At 51.0% G+C, this 17,196-nt stretch carries 12 protein-coding genes; 5 read left to right on the top strand and 7 right to left on the bottom strand.

The features are described 5' to 3' along the window. Nucleotides 1-61: 61 nt before the first annotated feature. From ABEB26_RS21200 to ABEB26_RS21190, 3 genes are all read right to left on the bottom strand, one after another. Nucleotides 62-1,957 (bottom strand): ATP-binding protein, encoded by a 1,896-nt coding sequence (locus ABEB26_RS21200; RefSeq protein WP_345724073.1) that lies wholly within the window; start codon nt 1,955-1,957, stop codon nt 62-64. Nucleotides 1,958-2,224: 267 nt separating this feature from the next. After that, nucleotides 2,225-4,156: a B12-binding domain-containing radical SAM protein gene (locus tag ABEB26_RS21195; RefSeq protein ID WP_345724072.1), complete on the bottom strand. Its 1,932-nt coding sequence runs from the start codon at nt 4,154-4,156 to the stop codon at nt 2,225-2,227. Between the two features lie 81 nt (nt 4,157-4,237). Beyond that, complete coding sequence (locus tag ABEB26_RS21190; protein WP_345724071.1) at nt 4,238-7,309, bottom strand: AAA family ATPase; 3,072 nt, start codon at nt 7,307-7,309, stop codon at nt 4,238-4,240. A gap of 115 nt (nt 7,310-7,424) precedes the next feature. Between ABEB26_RS21190 and ABEB26_RS21185 the strand changes: the two genes are divergently transcribed. Then, nucleotides 7,425-7,763 carry an FKBP-type peptidyl-prolyl cis-trans isomerase gene (locus ABEB26_RS21185; RefSeq protein WP_012190713.1) on the top strand — a complete coding sequence of 113 codons (339 nt, stop codon included), beginning with the start codon at nt 7,425-7,427 and terminating at the stop codon, nt 7,761-7,763. A gap of 71 nt (nt 7,764-7,834) precedes the next feature. On the opposite strand, the gene ABEB26_RS21180 is transcribed toward ABEB26_RS21185, so the two are convergent. The 4 genes from ABEB26_RS21180 to ABEB26_RS21165 form a co-directional block, all read right to left on the bottom strand. After that, complete coding sequence (locus ABEB26_RS21180; protein ID WP_345724069.1) at nt 7,835-9,013, bottom strand: S1 family peptidase; 1,179 nt, start codon at nt 9,011-9,013, stop codon at nt 7,835-7,837. Nucleotides 9,014-9,141: 128 nt separating this feature from the next. After that, complete coding sequence (locus ABEB26_RS21175) at nt 9,142-10,176, bottom strand: HEAT repeat domain-containing protein (protein WP_345724068.1); 1,035 nt, start codon at nt 10,174-10,176, stop codon at nt 9,142-9,144. After that, entirely contained in the window at nt 10,169-11,239 is a 1,071-nt protein-coding gene (locus tag ABEB26_RS21170; protein WP_345724067.1) for an alpha/beta hydrolase, read from the bottom strand. Before ABEB26_RS21170 ends, ABEB26_RS21175 begins: the two co-directional genes overlap by 8 nt. Further along, on the bottom strand, nt 11,215-12,693 hold the full coding sequence (locus tag ABEB26_RS21165) for an aminotransferase class V-fold PLP-dependent enzyme (RefSeq protein ID WP_345724066.1): 1,479 nt from the start codon (nt 12,691-12,693) through the stop codon (nt 11,215-11,217). The genes ABEB26_RS21170 and ABEB26_RS21165 overlap by 25 nt, the downstream gene beginning before the upstream one ends. Nucleotides 12,694-12,802: 109 nt before the next feature. On the opposite strand from ABEB26_RS21165, the gene ABEB26_RS21160 reads away from it, so the two are divergent. The 4 genes from ABEB26_RS21160 to ABEB26_RS21145 are packed head-to-tail and all read left to right on the top strand — an operon-like array spanning nt 12,803 to nt 16,842. Continuing rightward, entirely contained in the window at nt 12,803-13,492 is a 690-nt protein-coding gene (locus ABEB26_RS21160) for a class I SAM-dependent methyltransferase (RefSeq protein ID WP_345724065.1), read from the top strand. 51 nt (nt 13,493-13,543) lie between these two features. Beyond that, a complete protein-coding gene (locus tag ABEB26_RS21155) occupies nt 13,544-15,328 on the top strand; it encodes a serine/threonine-protein kinase (protein WP_345724064.1) in 1,785 nt (594 codons plus the stop codon). Nucleotides 15,329-15,330: 2 nt separating this feature from the next. Next, on the top strand, nt 15,331-16,065 hold the full coding sequence (locus ABEB26_RS21150; RefSeq protein WP_345724138.1) for an SIR2 family NAD-dependent protein deacylase: 735 nt from the start codon (nt 15,331-15,333) through the stop codon (nt 16,063-16,065). A gap of 27 nt (nt 16,066-16,092) precedes the next feature. Further along, on the top strand, nt 16,093-16,842 hold the full coding sequence (locus ABEB26_RS21145; RefSeq protein ID WP_345724063.1) for an SIR2 family NAD-dependent protein deacylase: 750 nt from the start codon (nt 16,093-16,095) through the stop codon (nt 16,840-16,842). Nucleotides 16,843-17,196: the final 354 nt, after the last annotated feature.

Here is a 17,196-nt window from a genome sequence, read left to right as displayed (position 1 = left end):
GGCTACATCCTTCCGTGTAGCCCCGTTGCGCCTTATAGCATAGCACTGTTTTACTAAATGATCAGAGGTCGTTAACTGGAGTCATCACGCTTTGACGGGGGATGGCGAGGGTAAAGGTTGAGCCAATCCCAGGCTCGCTCCAAACCCGAATATCGCCGCCAAGCAGCCGCGCCAAGTGGCGACAGAGTGCCAAGCCCATGCCCGTGCCATCGTAGCGGCGAGTGCTTGAGGCATCAAGTTGGCTGAATTCAGCAAATAGGAGCGGCAAATGCTCATGATCGATGCCAATTCCTGTGTCGCAAACCTCGAATGCTAGCATCTCGGGGTCAAGGCTATCGGGGGCAATCGTCAGCCGCACTTGGCCATGATCGGTGAATTTATTGGCATTATTCAGCAATTGAAAGATAATCTGGCGAACTTTTGAGCTATCCGAATAGACCCACGAGGCATTGGGATCGATTTTAATTTCAAGTTGATTGCTGCGTTTTTGAAATTGCGTGCGCAAACTAAGCTCTAACGAATTGGTCAGCATTTCGAGATCAACATCGTCGTAATGCACATTTGATGCACCTGATTCCAAGTTGGCTACCTGCAAAATTGTTTCGATTACATGCAGCAAATGGCGGCCTGCACTCCGAATTTGGCGGGCATCATCGGTTGATTGTGCTTGATTTGTCGCGCTCAGATCGTCGATCAGCAGCTCACTATAACCAATAATTGCATTCAGCGGCGTGCGTAATTCATGGCTCATCATGCTCATAAAGGTGCTCTTGGAGCGACTAAACACCTCGGCGGCTAAGGCGCTACTTTTCAGGGTATGAATCTCTTGGCTATCTTTGAGCAATTGTTGCGCTAGGCGTACTAGTTGCTGCACATGGTTGATTGTGGCATTAATTTGTTGTTGGCTAAATGTGCTGATTTGTTCCAATGCCGTCTGATAGCGCTCCCAATCCAGCCCCAATTCTTGGGCATAACAGCGATGCCATTGCCAATCGATTGGCTCTTGAGCAATAAAATTGCGATTTTCGATTGTACCTAAAACAGTATCGTTGCTGATGACTGGCACGACCAACCACACCAAACCGCCATGATGCTGAGCGATGACTGGCTGTTTAGTTTCATAGGCTTGTTCACGCGCTTGCTCGATCGTTTGGCCAAGTTTGCGCCAACCAGCGTGCTGACCAATTAATTGATACAACGAATCATCGGCGAAGCATTGACGTTGGCTTTCGTGGAAGCGTTGATAATGCTGTGGCTCCAGAAAATGGTCAAGCCCCAAGCCTGCGCTGGTTTGTAAATCAAAGGCAATTTTGGTTAAATCACGCAGGCTGGCTAAGGTATCCCACAACGTATTGGCTGGTAATAGATCAAAAATAGCAGGCGACGGTTGCTGAATATGGCGTAAGTGGGCGGCGATGCCTTCGCAGGTGCTCCAATCGGCGGCGAGATAGGCCATCGTTGTAATTTGCGGCTTGCCGCTGGGCTGACCGATCAGCCGAATTGCGCTGGTTCGGACTGGATTGAAATGGGCAGCATAGGCACTGAAGGGCTTACGATCGCCACGTTGTGGGCTAAAATGGTAATTTGGCGTGATCTGCAAATCGTCAACCTTGTGCCAAGCGCCTTCAGCATCGCGATATTCGACTTGTAGCGAAGTCCACCAACCATGGTCATCAAACATTGGGCCATGCATCCAATAAACCACATTTAACTTGGTGGGCTTAGGAAACGTCAGGGCATACCAATCGGGAGCATTATCGGGCTTAATTTCATAGGTATCGAACCAATGGCGATAATTGCCACGCTGGGGGCCAAATAATAAAAAGCGCGGATCATCGACCCCATCGCCAGCCGGATGGCGCACTGAGCAGCTGGCCCGCACGCCATAGGCATAACTTGCTAAATGTTGAGGCGATGTGCGCCGAATACATGTTGGATGATCGAAGAGATAATGCATAACTGGCCCTCCCAAATGCCCATGATGCATCTATTGTACTCAGCTACGATGGCCGATAGAATTGATTTTGCTAATACCTTAGTCCCGACTGTAGGGTGGGTTTTTGCTTGGGCGAGTCTCAAGTGTGGGGCATGACTATGGTTTTGCCGATTTCTAATTTCATCGAGCAACAACGACTACCCACGCATTGCGATTTAGAAGGGTGGTGATTGACCTAAATAATTTCAAATAGGCCCAAACATGATTAATTTGATGCCCTTGCAGTATTTAATCGTGTGGCAGGGGAGCTAAAATTGCTAAATGCTCACTTAGTTCCTGCCATGTTGGCTCAAATTGCTTAGCTTCGATCACAATTCCCATCCCACCCCGTCGATTCAGAACTGGAATCGCTGCACTAGCTTGATCGGCATCGACTTGCCAAACGACCTCAGCAATCCCTTCGTAACTCAATGGATCGAGCGCTTGTTGCCAATCGCAGCGAATCCACCAGCGCGGCGTGACTTGTACCCAGGCAGGCTCGGCTTGCCAGCGCCGATAGACCGCGATGCGATCGAGGTAGCCAATGGTATGCGGCCAGCGTTGTTGGAGTTGACGTAATGCGTTGGGGGCAAGCGGCTGATCGAGCACAACATCCCAGTGAATCGTGAGGTTGGCTTGGGCGATGGGCCAGCAAAAAGCCTCGATCACGGCCAAATCGCTGTGATGCGCCACGATTACCACATGACTTGCAACCTGATCAGCATAATGTTGGCCTTGCTCCTGCCATTCAGTTAAACTTAAGTTTGCCCGACAATCTAAAATGATAGTACGAATTGGCTGATCGATTACCTGAATTGCTTGCTCGCAGGTTTGGAGCCAAACATCGCAGGCTGGTTGCGGCATGCCTTCGATTGCCAAGGGATCAAGCCCGGCTTGTTCACGCAAATCCCAGCGTAAGGCGCGGAGTTGTTGGTAGTTGAGCCAATGATTGGCCAAAATGTAGTAGGGTGGGCGATCTTGAAATTGCATGCCAAAGCGTTTGGCATCGTTGCGCACGCCTGTGCCGGGCAACACTTGCAAGGTGAAAATATCGTAATCGCCAAGCTGTTGCTGCTGAATCCATTCGATTGTGGCGTGGGTGCTGGTAGCATCATCTTCGGGCAAGCCCAAAATGACATCGAGCAACACATCAACGCTATGCTGATACAAACGGCGTGTGCCTTCGGCCCATTTTTCGAGGTCGGTACGCCGCCCTACTGCTTGCAAGGCCGTGCGATTGGCGCTTTGTAAGCCAACTTCGGCCACGGTCAAGCCTGCTTGCACCAAGGCCTCAACACTTTCGGGCTTAAGGTGTTCGCCACGTAATTCGGCATAAATTGGCGTTGGTTCAGGCTGATTGATGCTTTGCAGGCCGTGCATCAATTCGCGAAAATTGGGCAACAAATTGAGATTTGCCTCAACAAAATGAATTGCCCGTGCGCCCTGCTGGCGTGCCCATGCCACCTCAGCCAACACCCGTTGGCTGCCAAACATGCGACCACCCAATTTTGTGCCCATATTGCGGCCATACAAACAGAAGGTACAGCCATAGGGACACCAGCGCGAACATTCGATAAAGGCAATTTCGCCAGCCCGTAGCTCCAAAAAGCCCAGCAAATAGGGCGATGGAATTGGATCAAGGCTGCCCATAGCGGGGCGGGGCAAGCCAGCATGCAATTGACCCGCATGATATTGCAATGTGCCAGCAACCAGCGGATAAGGCAATTGGGCTTGGTTATGCATCGGCAGGCTAATTTGCTGCTGCTGGTGTTCGAGCGCTAACAGTAATTCGCTGAAGGTTTGTTCGCCCTCGCCCTCGACCGCAATATCGACCGCTGGATGTTGTAAAACCCAAGTGTTATTGCGCTGCACTTCAGGGCCGCCAACCACCACGATCAACTTTGGCAATGCTTGTTTGAGTTGGCTGACAAGTTGCAACGAGCGTTCGCTATTCCATGTATACAGCGAAATACCAAGTACGTGTGGTTGTTGGGCGGCGATCCAATTACAAATCAGGCGATCACCACCACGGTCGGCAATAGCGCGTGGCACAATCTCAATTTGCATACGCTCAAGCAAGCCTTGATTGTAGGCCCATGCTTTGAGGTAGCCCGCTGCTAGCGGCACATTCGCCGCTGGATTGTTGGGAACAGGAAGTTGGAGTAGCACGATTTTTAGCATGAAGTACATTTCTGTTTAAACGCAAAGGCGCAGAGCAACCACGATCTTGGCTATGTTCTATGCTCTTTGTTCTATGCTCTTTTAATTCACCGCCCAACGTGAGCCATTGTCGTGCTTGGTAATTTCGATCTGCACCGGAAATTGATCCTTCAATTCTTGGATGTGAGTAATTACCAAGATGCGACTGAAATCTGGTTGAACTTGGGTGATAGCCTCGACCAAGCGTTCACGTCCACGACCATCTTGCGAACCAAAGCCTTCATCGATAATTAAGGTTTGCAAGTTGGCTCCAGCGCGGCGAGCCAGCATTTTGCTCATGGCAATCCGAATCGCAAAGTTGATGCGGAAGGCCTCGCCACCACTATACAAATCATAGCGGCGTGTGCCTTGTTCATCGGCAATTTGAATATCGAGGGTTTCGCTGGTGTCGCCTTTTTTGGTTTCGCGCTGGGTTTCAAAGCGCAAGTGCATTTGGTTATCGGTCATACGGCTGAGTAATTCGTTAGCTTCGCGCTCAAGCTCAGGAATTGCCGTTTCGATTAGCATGGCTTGAATGCCTTTTTTGCCAAAGGCTCGTACCAATTCGCTGTGAACATCGCGTTGCTCTTGTACCGAGAGCAATTCTTTTTCGGCTTCGGCCAACTGCTCAGCGACTTGGGCCACATGCTGGACGTTTTGCTGCGCCGCCCCCAAATCTTTTTGGGCCACGGCCAAGCGCCCGCGAAACTCGTTGATTGTGCGTTGCGCGGTTTCGGCAGCTTGAATGGCGGCTGGCAATTGGGCCAACTCTTGGTTGAGTTGATTGACGGTTACTTGAATTTGAGCTAGCTCTTGGCGTTGGCGCTCGATCAATTCGGCCAAACGCTGGGCTTGACGTTGATTGGTGTCCAAGTTGGTTTGCGCCGAACGCAACTGATGATATTCGCCCTCCCAATGACCAAGGCTGGCAACTGCATCGCGTACTTCTTGATGACGTTGTTTAGCATAGCCCAATTCGGCCATTTGCTGGTAGATTGCCTCGGCCTGTTGCCGCGCTGTTTGGGCAAATTGCTGACTATCAAGCTGCACTTGCAAGCTCAAAATTGTTTCATGCAACGTAGCATTATGGGTTTCAGCCGTCTGAATTCGCTCAAGTTGTTCTTGGAGCACGGCGGCTTTGGCTTCAATTGCGCCCCGTTGGGCTAGCCGTTGCTCAAGCTGGGCGATCAATCCGCCATTGGCTTGGCGTTGGGCATCAAGTGACGCTTGATCAAGACCTAGTTCGGCAATCTCGGTTTGGGCTTGGGCCAAGGCGGCGCGTTCTTCGTGGGCAAAATCGCCATGTTCAAGCCGTTGATTCAAATCGCGCAAGGTGCTCTCAGCTTCGCTGCGCTTGTTGCGATGCTCTTGGGCCTCGCTAATTTGGCCTTCCAAGCGGCCAACTGCTGCGGCTAAGGTGCTCAGCTGAGCAACTTTGCGCTCCAAACCTTGAATTTCGCGTTGGCGAGCATCATATTCGTTGCTCAGTTGTTTGCGAGCTTGGCTGGCCTCACGATATTGATCGCGCAGATCATCGCGTTCAACGATATATTGCTCGATCACTTGGTGAATGCCATGCTGGCCGATATCGCTCTGGCAGAGTGGGCAGTGGGTATCGTGGGTTGACCGCAGTTGGTCGATTTTATCGTTAATTTGCTTGCCAAGTTGCTTTAAATTGCTCTCTTGAGCCGATAGTTCGCCGAGTTGCTTGGCATCTTGTTGGTCGCGGCTGCGCAGCTCTTGGAGCTTGCGCTCATCGCGAATAAGGGCTTTTTGTTGGGCAACCGAGGTTTCGAATTCGCTGCGCCAGCGTGATTCGTTGGACAAAACGTTGTCGGCCTCGATGATCCGGCGATTTTGCTCCTCGCGTGCGGCAATCAGCGAATCGCCGCGCACGTTGATTAAGCCTTGCAATCGTTGGACTTCAACCTGCAGTTGAGTTAAGTTGCTGCTTTGTTGCTCTAACTCGTTGCGTTGGCTACGGGCTTGCTCTAAATGGCGTTGATCGTTGGCGAAGCTGGCTAATTGCTCGGCCATGGCTGTCAAATCTGCTTGCTTACTGGCTTTATTGGCGATCAATTCGGCGTTAGTTTGCTGATCACGCTGATATTGTTGGAGTTGATGTTGCAACGAAAGTTCTTCGCGCTCGACCAATGCTCGTTGCTCTTTATATTGATCGTTGAGCTGGACAATTTGCTCACGCAGGCGATCAAGCACGACCAACTCTTCACGAGCAGCTTGCAAGGCCTGAAAATTGGTTTCGATTTCGCTTTGACGAGCGACCATCGCTTGAGCTACGCCAATATCTTGAGCCAGTTGGCGATAATCGGCATCGCTTTCAGCAATTTGGCGTTCGAGGTCGCGGCTGCGGCTTAGCTCGCGGTCGCGTTCGGCCTTGCGGCTTTCGAGATTGCGGCGTTGCTGGTCGGCTTGCTCAAAAATTAGTGTTGCTTGTTGGATTTCATGGCTGAGATGCTGCACTCGCTGTTGCGCTTCGGCCTCTTGGCTCAGGTAAAAATCACGTTTATTGACCCATTCGCGATAGCTGCTGATTGTGCCTTCGAGGCCTTGAGCGCGGTCGCTGAAATAGCGCACCTGCTCTTTGGCGCGGGCTTCAAGTTGCTCGTAGGCATCTAATCCCAAAATTTCGGCCAGCACTCGTTTGCGTTCGGCAGGTGCTTTGCGGGTAAATTCATCGGCCTTGCCTTGCACCAAAAAAGCACTGTTGATAAAGGTATCGTATTCCATGCGCAGCACAGAATGAATGATCTCTTGGGTTTCGCGGATGCTATTGCCAGAAATTGCTCGCCAATGATCACCATCGTTAACTTGAATTTCGAGGATGGTTTGGCCACGTTTGGCTGATGAACGGCGGCGCAACACGCGATAGGAGATTTTGGCAACGCTAAATTGCAAATCAACTTCCATCTCCTGTGCGCCCAACGCGATCAATTCATCATCGGAGGAAACGCGAGCCTTGCCCCAAAGCGCCCAAGTGATTGCATCGAGTAAGGCCGATTTGCCAGCGCCATTTTCGCCCGACAAACAAGCCACCCGAATTCCTTCGAAATCGAGTGTAGGAACATCATCGCGATAACACATAAAATTACGAACACGCAGCTTCTCTGGCAACATCCGGCGCACTCCTGCCCAAGCGTACAAATTTGCTAGTTTCTATTATAGCCTGAATTGCGATTTTTCCTATGTTCCTTGATAATTGGCCCAATCAATCTCAGAGGAGGCTCTTTCGATGCAAACAACTCCATCGGGCTTGCGCTACGAAGAACAGGTTGTCGGAACAGGGGCGCAACCTAAAGCTGGCCAAACGGTGATTGTTCATTATACAGGCACACTCACCAACGGAACCAAATTCGATAGCTCGGTTGATCGAGGCGAGCCATTTGAATTCATTTTGGGGGTTGGCCAAGTGATCAAAGGCTGGGATGAAGGCTTATCGACGATGAATGTTGGTGGTAAGCGGCGCTTGTATATTCCAGGCAATTTAGCTTATGGCGAACGCGGTTACCCTGGTGTAATTCCACCTAATGCTGAATTGATTTTTGATGTGGAGTTGATCGGGGTTCGTTAATTTTGCTTAAACTATAAAGCTAGGCAGGTGATGGTGCATCTGCCTAGCTTTAGTTACTCTATGATTGTTAATTAGGGGGCGGTCATTACACTAACATTCATTCCAGTGATGTAGTTGACGGCCATATAAATTGAATCATTTGGGTCAGCGCCAACATCGCCACTTTGGATACCATAGGCAGTGCCATTGACAAACCATGGGCCACCGCTATCACCACCTGCAGTTAGATCGGTATAGCCAGCATTATTATCAACGCGAATAAAGGTTGCGTTAGCATTGGTAACATAGCTTGGGGCATAATTTTTCGAGCTAATCGTGCCGCATGTATAAGCTGTTGTTCGGCCATATTTACAGACAACCGTGCCAACAGATTGGCTGACCCGGCTTTTGGTCGCTGTAATATTGCGTCGGGTTCCATCAAGTTTATAGCGAATTTGATTTTTAATCGTATTGCCGACGGCTGTATGCCATTGAATATCATGCGAATAGGAAACGATCCCATTTTTGTAGGTAAGATTAATCCCTCCAAGCGCTTGCGCATTGCCACAATGTCCCGCAGTTGCAATGCCCTTGGTATTATCGATATGTTTTACCGCAAACCCCGACGTACACCCTGTGATGCTTAACCCTCCATAAACATCAGCTTGAGGTTGGCTCAAACGAGCAACGGTCACAATATCAACATTGGCAGGCAATACGAGCCGACCTTGGCGTTGAGCAGTGTCAATGATGCTTGAATCGACAACATACACTTCGATCCGCCCAGTTTGAATCACAATATCAGAATCGTGATTAACCCCCAAATTGTTGATTGCTGCTCGTGTTGTTGCTTGATCTTGTTCTAATCCATTGACGGTCTGGGTTGCGGTGCGAACTTCAACGACCGCAGCCAACTCGGGATCGGTTAGATATGGACTAAGGGTTTGGCTTCCGGCACTGGTAAATTGAACGATTACCCGAAATGTTGGGGCATGTTCGATCCATAATCCCGCAAATATTGCCGATTCGTTACGGCGCAACACGGCCTCAAGATCACCTGCTGCGGCCTGAATTCGAAAGCGTTGAGCGGCAATTGCTGATGTTACTTGAAAGTGTTGGGCATAGTTGGCGTAATCAAAATCAGCGGCTTCTTGATCGCTTGATTCAAGCGAAGGTTGGCTAACTTGGGCATGACCTGCGATTGGAATTGTGAGCAGTAGGGCTGCAACGAGTGATCCGCGCCATGCTTGTTTGAATAATCGATGTGCCATCCTTGTACACTCCTCGTACTATGGTTGATTCCATTTGAATGTGGAATTAGCATAGCAAGAAGTGCTTAGCCTAAAGTCTCAAAAGTGCGACTAAAAGTCTCATGTGATCATCTTATTTCGGTTGCTGTTTAATCCTTAAGCGCAGTAATTGCGCCTAATGCCGCTTCATGGACATATTGGTCGCTATCTAAAACCGCTGTTCGTAAGGCTGCCAAGACTTCGGCAGTTGCCGCAGCATGACCCATTGCTGCAAAGGCGTTAGCAGCAGCTTCGCGGGCGTAGGGGTCGGCATCCTGCAAAACGCTGATTAGGCTATCCAAAATGCTGGGCGTAACCATGGCACTGCCGAGTTGCCCAAGCACCAAACATGCTGCCGAACGTACAAAACTATCATCATGAAACAAGGCGGTGGTGAGCAATTCGCGGCTCAGGCCATCGATTAATTGGTTGCGCAAGGTGCCAATCGAACGAGCCGCAGCATATCGCGCTCCTAAATCGCGATCATACAAGGCCACATGAAACAGCCGCTCACGTAGATGTCCAGCCAAATTGCTTTGGGCACGGCCTAGTTGGCGTGCTCCCGCTGCGCGAACCATCGCCACCCGATCGCTTAATGCTTGCTCGATTAATTGCCAATCGCTGCCCGTGTAGTGACCACGGCGGGTTTGCAGCGAACGCACGGTGCTATAGCGGGTTTGCCATGGAATTTCATTCAGGGCATGGCGCAATTCAGTTAATTCGCCGTTGCGCCGATATGGCTCAATCTCATCGCTCAGGCTTTGGCGCAACCAGTGGGCTTCGGCATCATCGAGCGTGTGTAACAGATGCTCAATCACATCGAGCTTGAGCAGAATTTGCTCGATTACCAAGCGCAAGGCTGGCGAATGCTCAAATTCGCTCCACAGTAGTTGCTGGCTATAGCGCAGAGTATTGGCGTTATGAATCAGAAAACTGGTGCCAGCAGTTTGGGTGACATTGGCCAGTGTGACAACGGCGCGTAATGGTTGGTTGGTAAAGGCCTGAAAAAACGGCTCAAGTACCAAACTAGTCAGATAGTAGGTTAGGCGTTCAGTGCCATAAATGCCCATTTCGGTTTGCGGTGCTCGCACAAAACGGCGCAAGCGTTGCAGAATATCGGCTCGCCAGACTTCTAGATCAAACATGAATTGCTCCTTCACTCGACTCAATTCTCTCATGAATCCAAGTTGTGACTGCGGTTAGCGGAAAAGTTTCCATCGGCAAAGTCAGATGGCTGTGTTCAGGCATCAGTTGTAAGGTTACGTCGGGAATGGTCGCCAAGTTGCTCAAAACTGCCTGATAGGGTGCGATTCGGTCGCGTTGACCATAGACTAGCAAGATTGGGGCACGAATACGGCTGAGCGAATCGGCCAAATTAAGCGTTGGGAAAAGTTGGTTAAAGCCCATGGCGATGCGCATTGGCGGCGCTTGCCATTGCTGCCACAGTTGAAACAAGCTCATGCGGTCGGGGTATTGCCAAAATTGCGGGCGCAACAAAGCCCGTAGTTCGCTGCGAATATAATGATTGCTGTTGAGATCGAGTGCAACTGGCGCACCAATAATCACCAAGCCATCAACTGCTACACCATCGGCAATTGCCCGTGCTCCGATACAGCCGCCCAAACTGACGGCTACTACCACAACATGGTCGGCATATTGGCGCAACCACGCGACCGCCGCTGCTACATCGGTGTTGCTATCGGGCACATCGAGCATGCGCGGATTTTCGCCTTGGCCCGCTAGATCGATTGCTAGCACGCTAAAACCCGCTTGTTGCAACTGCTCGATGGTCCGCGTTGCATAGCGGGTTTTGTCGTTGCCAGCGCCATGCAAATAGAGAATTGCCGTGTTGGTGTGCGATTTGGCATACCACAAGCCTGGCACATGCTCGCCAGAATCGAGCATAATTTGAATTGGCTGGCAAATTGTTGAGCCAGCCATAAATTGGCGCAGCGGGTTATGCCACAAGCTGCGCAACGAAGCCAGCGCTAATTGAATTGGCACGGCTAACCAAAAACTAAGCCAGCGCCAACGCCCACCGCGCCAGCCCCAAACTGCCAGCAATGCGCCAAGTAGGCCATCGCGGCGACGTTGAGCTAGCCAGCCAAGGTTGGGCAGGTTGACGAGCGCACTCAGCAAATTGAGTAGCCCCAGCCAACCAACTAAGCCCCGCCCAAATTCAATTAATGCTCGACCAAATCGCAACACTGAAACCACGCTCCTATATCCTGCGGAATTGGTCGGCGATGCCGCCATTCATTGGTTTTATTCGAATATTGATAATCTTCGGCCCACGCTGAGCCATTGCTCACTACTTGATTCAGCGCATCGATCAAATATTCGGCCTCGTGATCGGTCGTGGTTGGGTGGATCGAAAGCCGCACCCAGCCAGGTTTATCCGATAAATCGCCTTGATCAATTAAATCGGTGATTCGTTTGGAACGCTGGGGATCGACGTGCAATAAATAGTGGCCATAGGTTCCAGCGCAGGAACATCCGCCACGCACCTGCACCCCAAAACGATCATTCAGCAATTGTACAATCAAGTTGTAGTGCAAATTCTCAATATAGAACGAAAAGATCCCTTGCCTTTGTTCCAAATGATCGGCCAGAATATGAATGCCATCGATTGAACGCAAACCTTGGAATAAACGTTTGGTCAATTGGGCTTCGCGGGCTTCGATCTGCTCAACGCCCATGGTTTGCTTAAGTTGGAAGGCCAGCGCCGCCTTGATCGTTTGCAAAAAAGCGGGAGTACCACCATCTTCCCGCGCTTCGATATCGCTGACAAAACTATGGCCCATCCATGGGTTAGTCCAATTGACCGTGCCACCACCAGGCTGATCGGGAACCCGATTATGGTAGAGCTTGCTGCTAAAAATCAATACCCCAGGTGTGGCCGGCCCACCCAAACATTTATGGGGCGAGAAATAAATCGCATCAAGCGCGGCGGTTGAGTCGGCTGGGTGCATATCAATTTCAACATAGGGCGCTGAAGCCGCAAAATCAATAAAGCAAACTCCGCCGTGTGCATGCATCACCCGCGCCAACTCGTGGTAGGGCGTGCGCACGCCAGTCACATTCGAGCAAGCGGTGAATGCGCCGATTTTAACGCTGCGTTCAGCATAGGCAGGCAGCAAAGCATCCAAATTAGCGGGATCGATTAGCCCTTGATCATCGGGCGGCACAACCACGACCTCGGCGATCGTTTCGAGCCATGAGGTATGGTTGGAGTGATGCTCCATATGCGAGATGAACACCACAGGCCGCTCATTTTTCGAGAACTTAATCTGCTCGGCCCATTGTTCGGGCATACGCAAACCCAAAATGCGCTGAAATTTATTGACCACAGCGGTCATGCCTGAGCCAGCCAAAATCAATACATCATCGTTGGTGGCGTTGACATGCTGCTTGATTAAACGTTGGGCAAAATGATAGGCTTCGGTCATCGAGGTGCCAGTGATATTCGATTCGGAGTGGGTATTGCCGACAAACGGCCCAAACACATTCAGCATTTGCAACTCGATTGGCGCATATAAACGCCCACTTGCTGTCCAATCGGCATAAACTATTGGCAGCGAGCCATAAGGTGTCATAAAATGCTGATCAATACCAACAATCTGACGGCGAAAAGCTGCGAAGTGGCTAGCAAGTTCGTGCATACATGCTCCTTAGTCGCTTCGTTGCGACCATCGCTGGTTGTTTGCCCAATACCTGAATTATAGACGGCGAACACTGCTAGCGACAAGAGGGCTATGCTATAATCGGCCTATGATCTGGATTTGGCTGCTCAGTAGTGTGGTAGTGGGCCTTGGGCTGCTGTATTGGCTGATTATTATTGGCGAAGGCAGCTATTTTGGCCGAGGTGTGGTGCGCTGGATTTACAGCCGTGGTGCATCGATTTATGATCGTGTGCGTAGCAATGTTACAATCCACGACGAGGTTCACCTTGGTGGGCCGTTGCGGGTTGCGCTGATGGCCATGCCGTATGCGGCGACCCTTGATGTTGGCACTGGCACAGGCCGCGTTCCACTGTTGCTGGCCCAAGAAACCTGGTTTCATGGGGCGATTCATGGGCTTGATCTGACGGCGGCGATGTTGGCACAGGCCCAAATCAAAGCCCAACACGCCAAAGTTACCGAACGGATTCAATGGCACGAAGGCAGCGGCGATAATTTGCAACGCTGGCCTGACCAAAGTTTTGGCGTGGTAACATGTTTAGAAGCTTTGGAATATTTTCCCCGTCCACGGCGGGCCATTGCTGAGATGTGGCGGGTTTTACAACCAGAAGGCACATTAATCATCAGCACTTGGACTCCACGGCATGCCCGTTGGTTGCCAGGCAAGGCTTGGACAGCCCAGCAATTGCAGCAATTGTTACAAAGTTTTGGCTGCTGCGATTGTGAAATTCGGCCTTGGCAAGCTGATGCTTATGAGTTAGTTATTGCGGTCAAACCGTAGCCCTTGGCGTAGTGTCGAGATTTGCTCGGCGTTGCAAGGTGAATGTAATTTATGACGCAACCTTCTGCTCCTTCAACACCATTACTACATAACCGTTATCGGGTGCAAGCCCGTTTGGGCGAAAATCGCTTGGCATTGGTGTTTCGGGCAACCGACGAACGGCTGAGTCGTTCAGTTTTAGTCCATCTGCTACGCCCCGACTTGTTGGAGAATGCGCAATTACGCAAGCGTTTTAATGATGAGGCTCAAGGCCTCGCCAAACGTACTCATCCAGGCTTACTCGATGTCTATGATAATGGCGAGGTCGGGAATCGCCCGTATATGATCACCGAAGATGTCGATGGCGATTTATTGCGCGATCGGCTGCCATTAGCGGCGGAACGGGCCTTGGAAGTGCTGCGCCAAGTAGTTGGGGCGGTGGCGATTACGATTAACACCCAAACTCCGACCCCGCCAATTGACTCGCGCTCGATTTTGCTCACTAGTAGCGATCGGGCGGTGTTGATCGAGCCGTGGTGGCTGAATAACGAAGAATTACGCAGCGATATGCAATTGTATCGTGCGCCAGAGCGGCTCAAAGGTGCTGCGCCCGATGAGCGTTCGATTGTTTATAGCCTTGGCTTATTGGGCTACGAATTGTTGACAGGTATCACGCCCGACCCCAATGCCAAAGACATGCCATCGATCTATCAACAGGTTAATGGCTTTTTGCCTTCGTTGGTGGCAGCGCTCCAAGTCGCAACAGCGGCTGACCCCGATCAACGCACGGCCACGGTTGCGGCGTTGGCCCGTGATTTAGCGGCGGTTGATTCTGCGGCTGATGCTCCAACCAAGCAATTAGTGCGGCCATTGCCAGCTTTGCGCGACACCATGCGTGATATGCGTCAAAATTTAGCTCAACGCCGAACCCAACCAACGCCCACGCCGCCACCACAGCAATCGCCTTCGGCTAGCGCTGCACCCAATTGGAATGTTGCGCCGCCTAAGCCGATGATGCCACCGCGCCAAGCACCGCCGCCAATGCAGCAACAAGCAGTGCAACAACCACCGCCGCAATATTATGCGCCGCAACCAGCGCCGCCAGTTCAACAAGGCATTAGCCGCGAAGAATTGCGCAGCGAATTGCGCAGCGAAATTCGGCGTGAAACCTATCGCCGTGGCTGCTTGAATTTTATTTGGCGACGGGCCTTTGGTTTGGGCTTAATCACATTATTGGTGATTGGCTGTGTTTGGGGCTTTACCTTTGGCCGTAATTGGCTAGTTGGCGGGGCGGCCAAAACCTGGGCTTGCGAGCGCATTCCAACTTGGGCCTGTAATTTGCTACCTGGCCAACAAAACGAAACCTATATCATCATCCAAGATAATACGCCAGTGTATACCAACCAAGATCGCAATAGCGCCTTAGTGGTGAGCTTGCCGCGTAACACCGAAGTGGTAATTCGCGATCCAGCGACCAACTTGACCAGCAATGGTTGGGCTAAAATTGAAATTGACGATTATCAAGGTCGGCGCATTACAGGCTGGATTGATAGTTTGAATATTGCCAAGCCCCAGCCAACCGTTCAGCCAGATGAGCCAGATTTGCCGACAACCGTTGGTGAATTGGTGTTCAAAACCTTGCAAGAAAGTAATGTCCGCACAACTGCCGAATACAAGAGCGATGGCAGCAACATCATTATGGCAATTCCGGCCAACACCCGCGTGGTTGCGCCCGACCCCAATGCGATTGTGACCCAAGGTGGAATTGTCTGGATCAATATTGTCTTTGAAAAAGATGGTCAAGCGATGACCGGCTGGATTTCGCGTGATCTTTTGCAGCAGGAGGAAACCCCTTGAGCGTGTTCGATTTGCCAGACGTTTTGTTGCAACGCTTACGCAATGCCCAATCAATTACGGTGCTGACAGGCGGGGGTTTAGCTCAAGAATGTGGGATTCCAAGTTTTCGTGAGGCCCAGCGACTCGATTCACGCTGGGCAGGCTACGAGCCGCAAGAATTGGCGACGGTTGAGGCCTTTTTGCGCAATCCACGGCTGGTTTGGGAATGGTTTGCCTATCGGCGTGGTTTGGCTGAGGCAGCTCAACCGAGCGCAGCTCATTATGCTTTGGTGGATTTAGAGCAACTTATGCCAAAATTTAAACTGATCACCCAAGCCACTGATGGACTGCATTGGCGAGCAGGCAGCCGCGAATTGATCGAACTGCATGGCAATTTGGCGCGAATGCGCTCCTATGAAGATGGCGGCATGGTGGATTCATGGGATGAAACCGAAATTCCACCACGCTGCCCGCGGACTGGCGGCTATCTGCGCCCCGATGTGGTGTTGTATGGCGAAGGTGTGCCGCGCGAACGCTTGCGCGAAGCTGATCAAGCGACCATGTGCGATGTTTTTTTGTGTATTGGCACTGATTCAGTGGTGCAGCCTGCTGCTTCGTTGCCGCTGCATGCCAAACGTAATGGGGCAACCGTGATTGAAATTAACCGTCAGCCCTCGACCTTTGGCTTTTTTACCGATCATGCCTTCCATGGAAAACTAGCTGAACTATTGCCGCAATTAGTGGCTGTGCTTGAGTAATTGATTTGATTTAGAGAGGAGTTGGTGATGGCCAAATTTCCCGAAGAGCTTTTACAACGTTTGCGCCAGGCCGAGCGAATCGCGATTTTGACTGGGGCTGGAATCTCGGCAGAAAGTGGGATTCCAACGTTTCGCGATGCCCAAACTGGCTTTTGGTCGCGCATGAAACCCGAAGATTTGGCAACGCCCGAAGCATTCGAGCGTAATCCTAAGCTAGTTTGGGATTGGTATGCCTATCGGCGTGATTTAGTCGCGCAAGCCAGCCCGAATGCAGGCCATTATGCGTTGGCCAAGATGGCTAAGCATGTGCCACATTTGACCTTGATTACCCAAAATGTTGATAGTTTGCATCAACGAGCTGGCTCGCCGAACGTTTTAGAACTGCATGGCAACATTGATCGAGTCAAGTGCTCTAAAGAACATGTCGTCATTGAACAATCGGCATGGTTGCCCGATGATGAGGTTGGCGTGCCGCGCTGTCCACGTTGCCAAGCCTTGTTGCGGCCTGATATTGTCTGGTTTGGTGAAGTTTTACCCACCAAAACTTTTAATCATGCCAAAGCTGCCTGTATTCAAGCCGATGTGGTTTTTTCGATTGGCACATCGGGCTTAGTGCCACCAGCCGCCACTTTGCCCGTAACCGCAATCGAACATGGAGCCTATGGCATCGAAGTTAATACTGATCAAACCTATCTCTCCGATACCTTTGAGTGCTGTTTACGTGGGGCAAGCGGTATTATTTTGCCAGCATTGGTCAAAGCAGTATGGCCTGAGTGAAAGGCGAAAATCAAAAGAGTAGGGACTAGGATTCAGGGGTCAGGGATCAGTAGGGGCTGCGGGAATGGAGGTCGGCACGTTAGGAACAGCAGCATAATCATCACCATCTGGGTCAATCGGTAGCTACAATAGTAAGCATGCGTGTCATTTGTGTCTTTCGTGGCTAAAAACGCTGCTTCGCGACCTTCGTGGTTTCGGTCAGGTTCGTGGGATTTGACAAGGGTCACAATCTGCGGTAGAATCCCCGAGCTGTCAACGCATGCCTGGTTTCGCCAGTCACGACACACCAACCTGCTGCACTCACCCACACACGCTAATTTGACAAAAACTGGCGATGGTGGTAGAATCCACAGG

The organism is Herpetosiphon gulosus (genome assembly GCF_039545135.1).
In the GTDB taxonomy this organism is placed as follows: domain Bacteria; phylum Chloroflexota; class Chloroflexia; order Chloroflexales; family Herpetosiphonaceae; genus Herpetosiphon; species Herpetosiphon gulosus.
Note: the sequence above shows the minus strand (reverse complement) of the source record. Positions and strands in the feature narration are given on the sequence as shown.

Bases quoted from the DNA above. Each gene is read 5' to 3' on its own strand.
- ABEB26_RS21200 (WP_345724073.1), bottom strand. From the start codon at position 1,957: ATGCATTATCTCTTCGATCATCCAACATGTATTCGGCGCACATCGCCT.
- ABEB26_RS21195 (WP_345724072.1), bottom strand. From the start codon at position 4,156: ATGCTAAAAATCGTGCTACTCCAACTTCCTGTTCCCAACAATCCAGCG.
- ABEB26_RS21190 (WP_345724071.1), bottom strand. From the start codon at position 7,309: ATGTTGCCAGAGAAGCTGCGTGTTCGTAATTTTATGTGTTATCGCGAT.
- ABEB26_RS21185 (WP_012190713.1), top strand. From the start codon at position 7,425: ATGCAAACAACTCCATCGGGCTTGCGCTACGAAGAACAGGTTGTCGGA.
- ABEB26_RS21180 (WP_345724069.1), bottom strand. From the start codon at position 9,013: ATGGCACATCGATTATTCAAACAAGCATGGCGCGGATCACTCGTTGCA.
- ABEB26_RS21175 (WP_345724068.1), bottom strand. From the start codon at position 10,176: ATGTTTGATCTAGAAGTCTGGCGAGCCGATATTCTGCAACGCTTGCGC.
- ABEB26_RS21165 (WP_345724066.1), bottom strand. From the start codon at position 12,693: ATGCACGAACTTGCTAGCCACTTCGCAGCTTTTCGCCGTCAGATTGTT.
- ABEB26_RS21160 (WP_345724065.1), top strand. From the start codon at position 12,803: ATGATCTGGATTTGGCTGCTCAGTAGTGTGGTAGTGGGCCTTGGGCTG.
- ABEB26_RS21155 (WP_345724064.1), top strand. From the start codon at position 13,544: ATGACGCAACCTTCTGCTCCTTCAACACCATTACTACATAACCGTTAT.
- ABEB26_RS21145 (WP_345724063.1), top strand. From the start codon at position 16,093: ATGGCCAAATTTCCCGAAGAGCTTTTACAACGTTTGCGCCAGGCCGAG.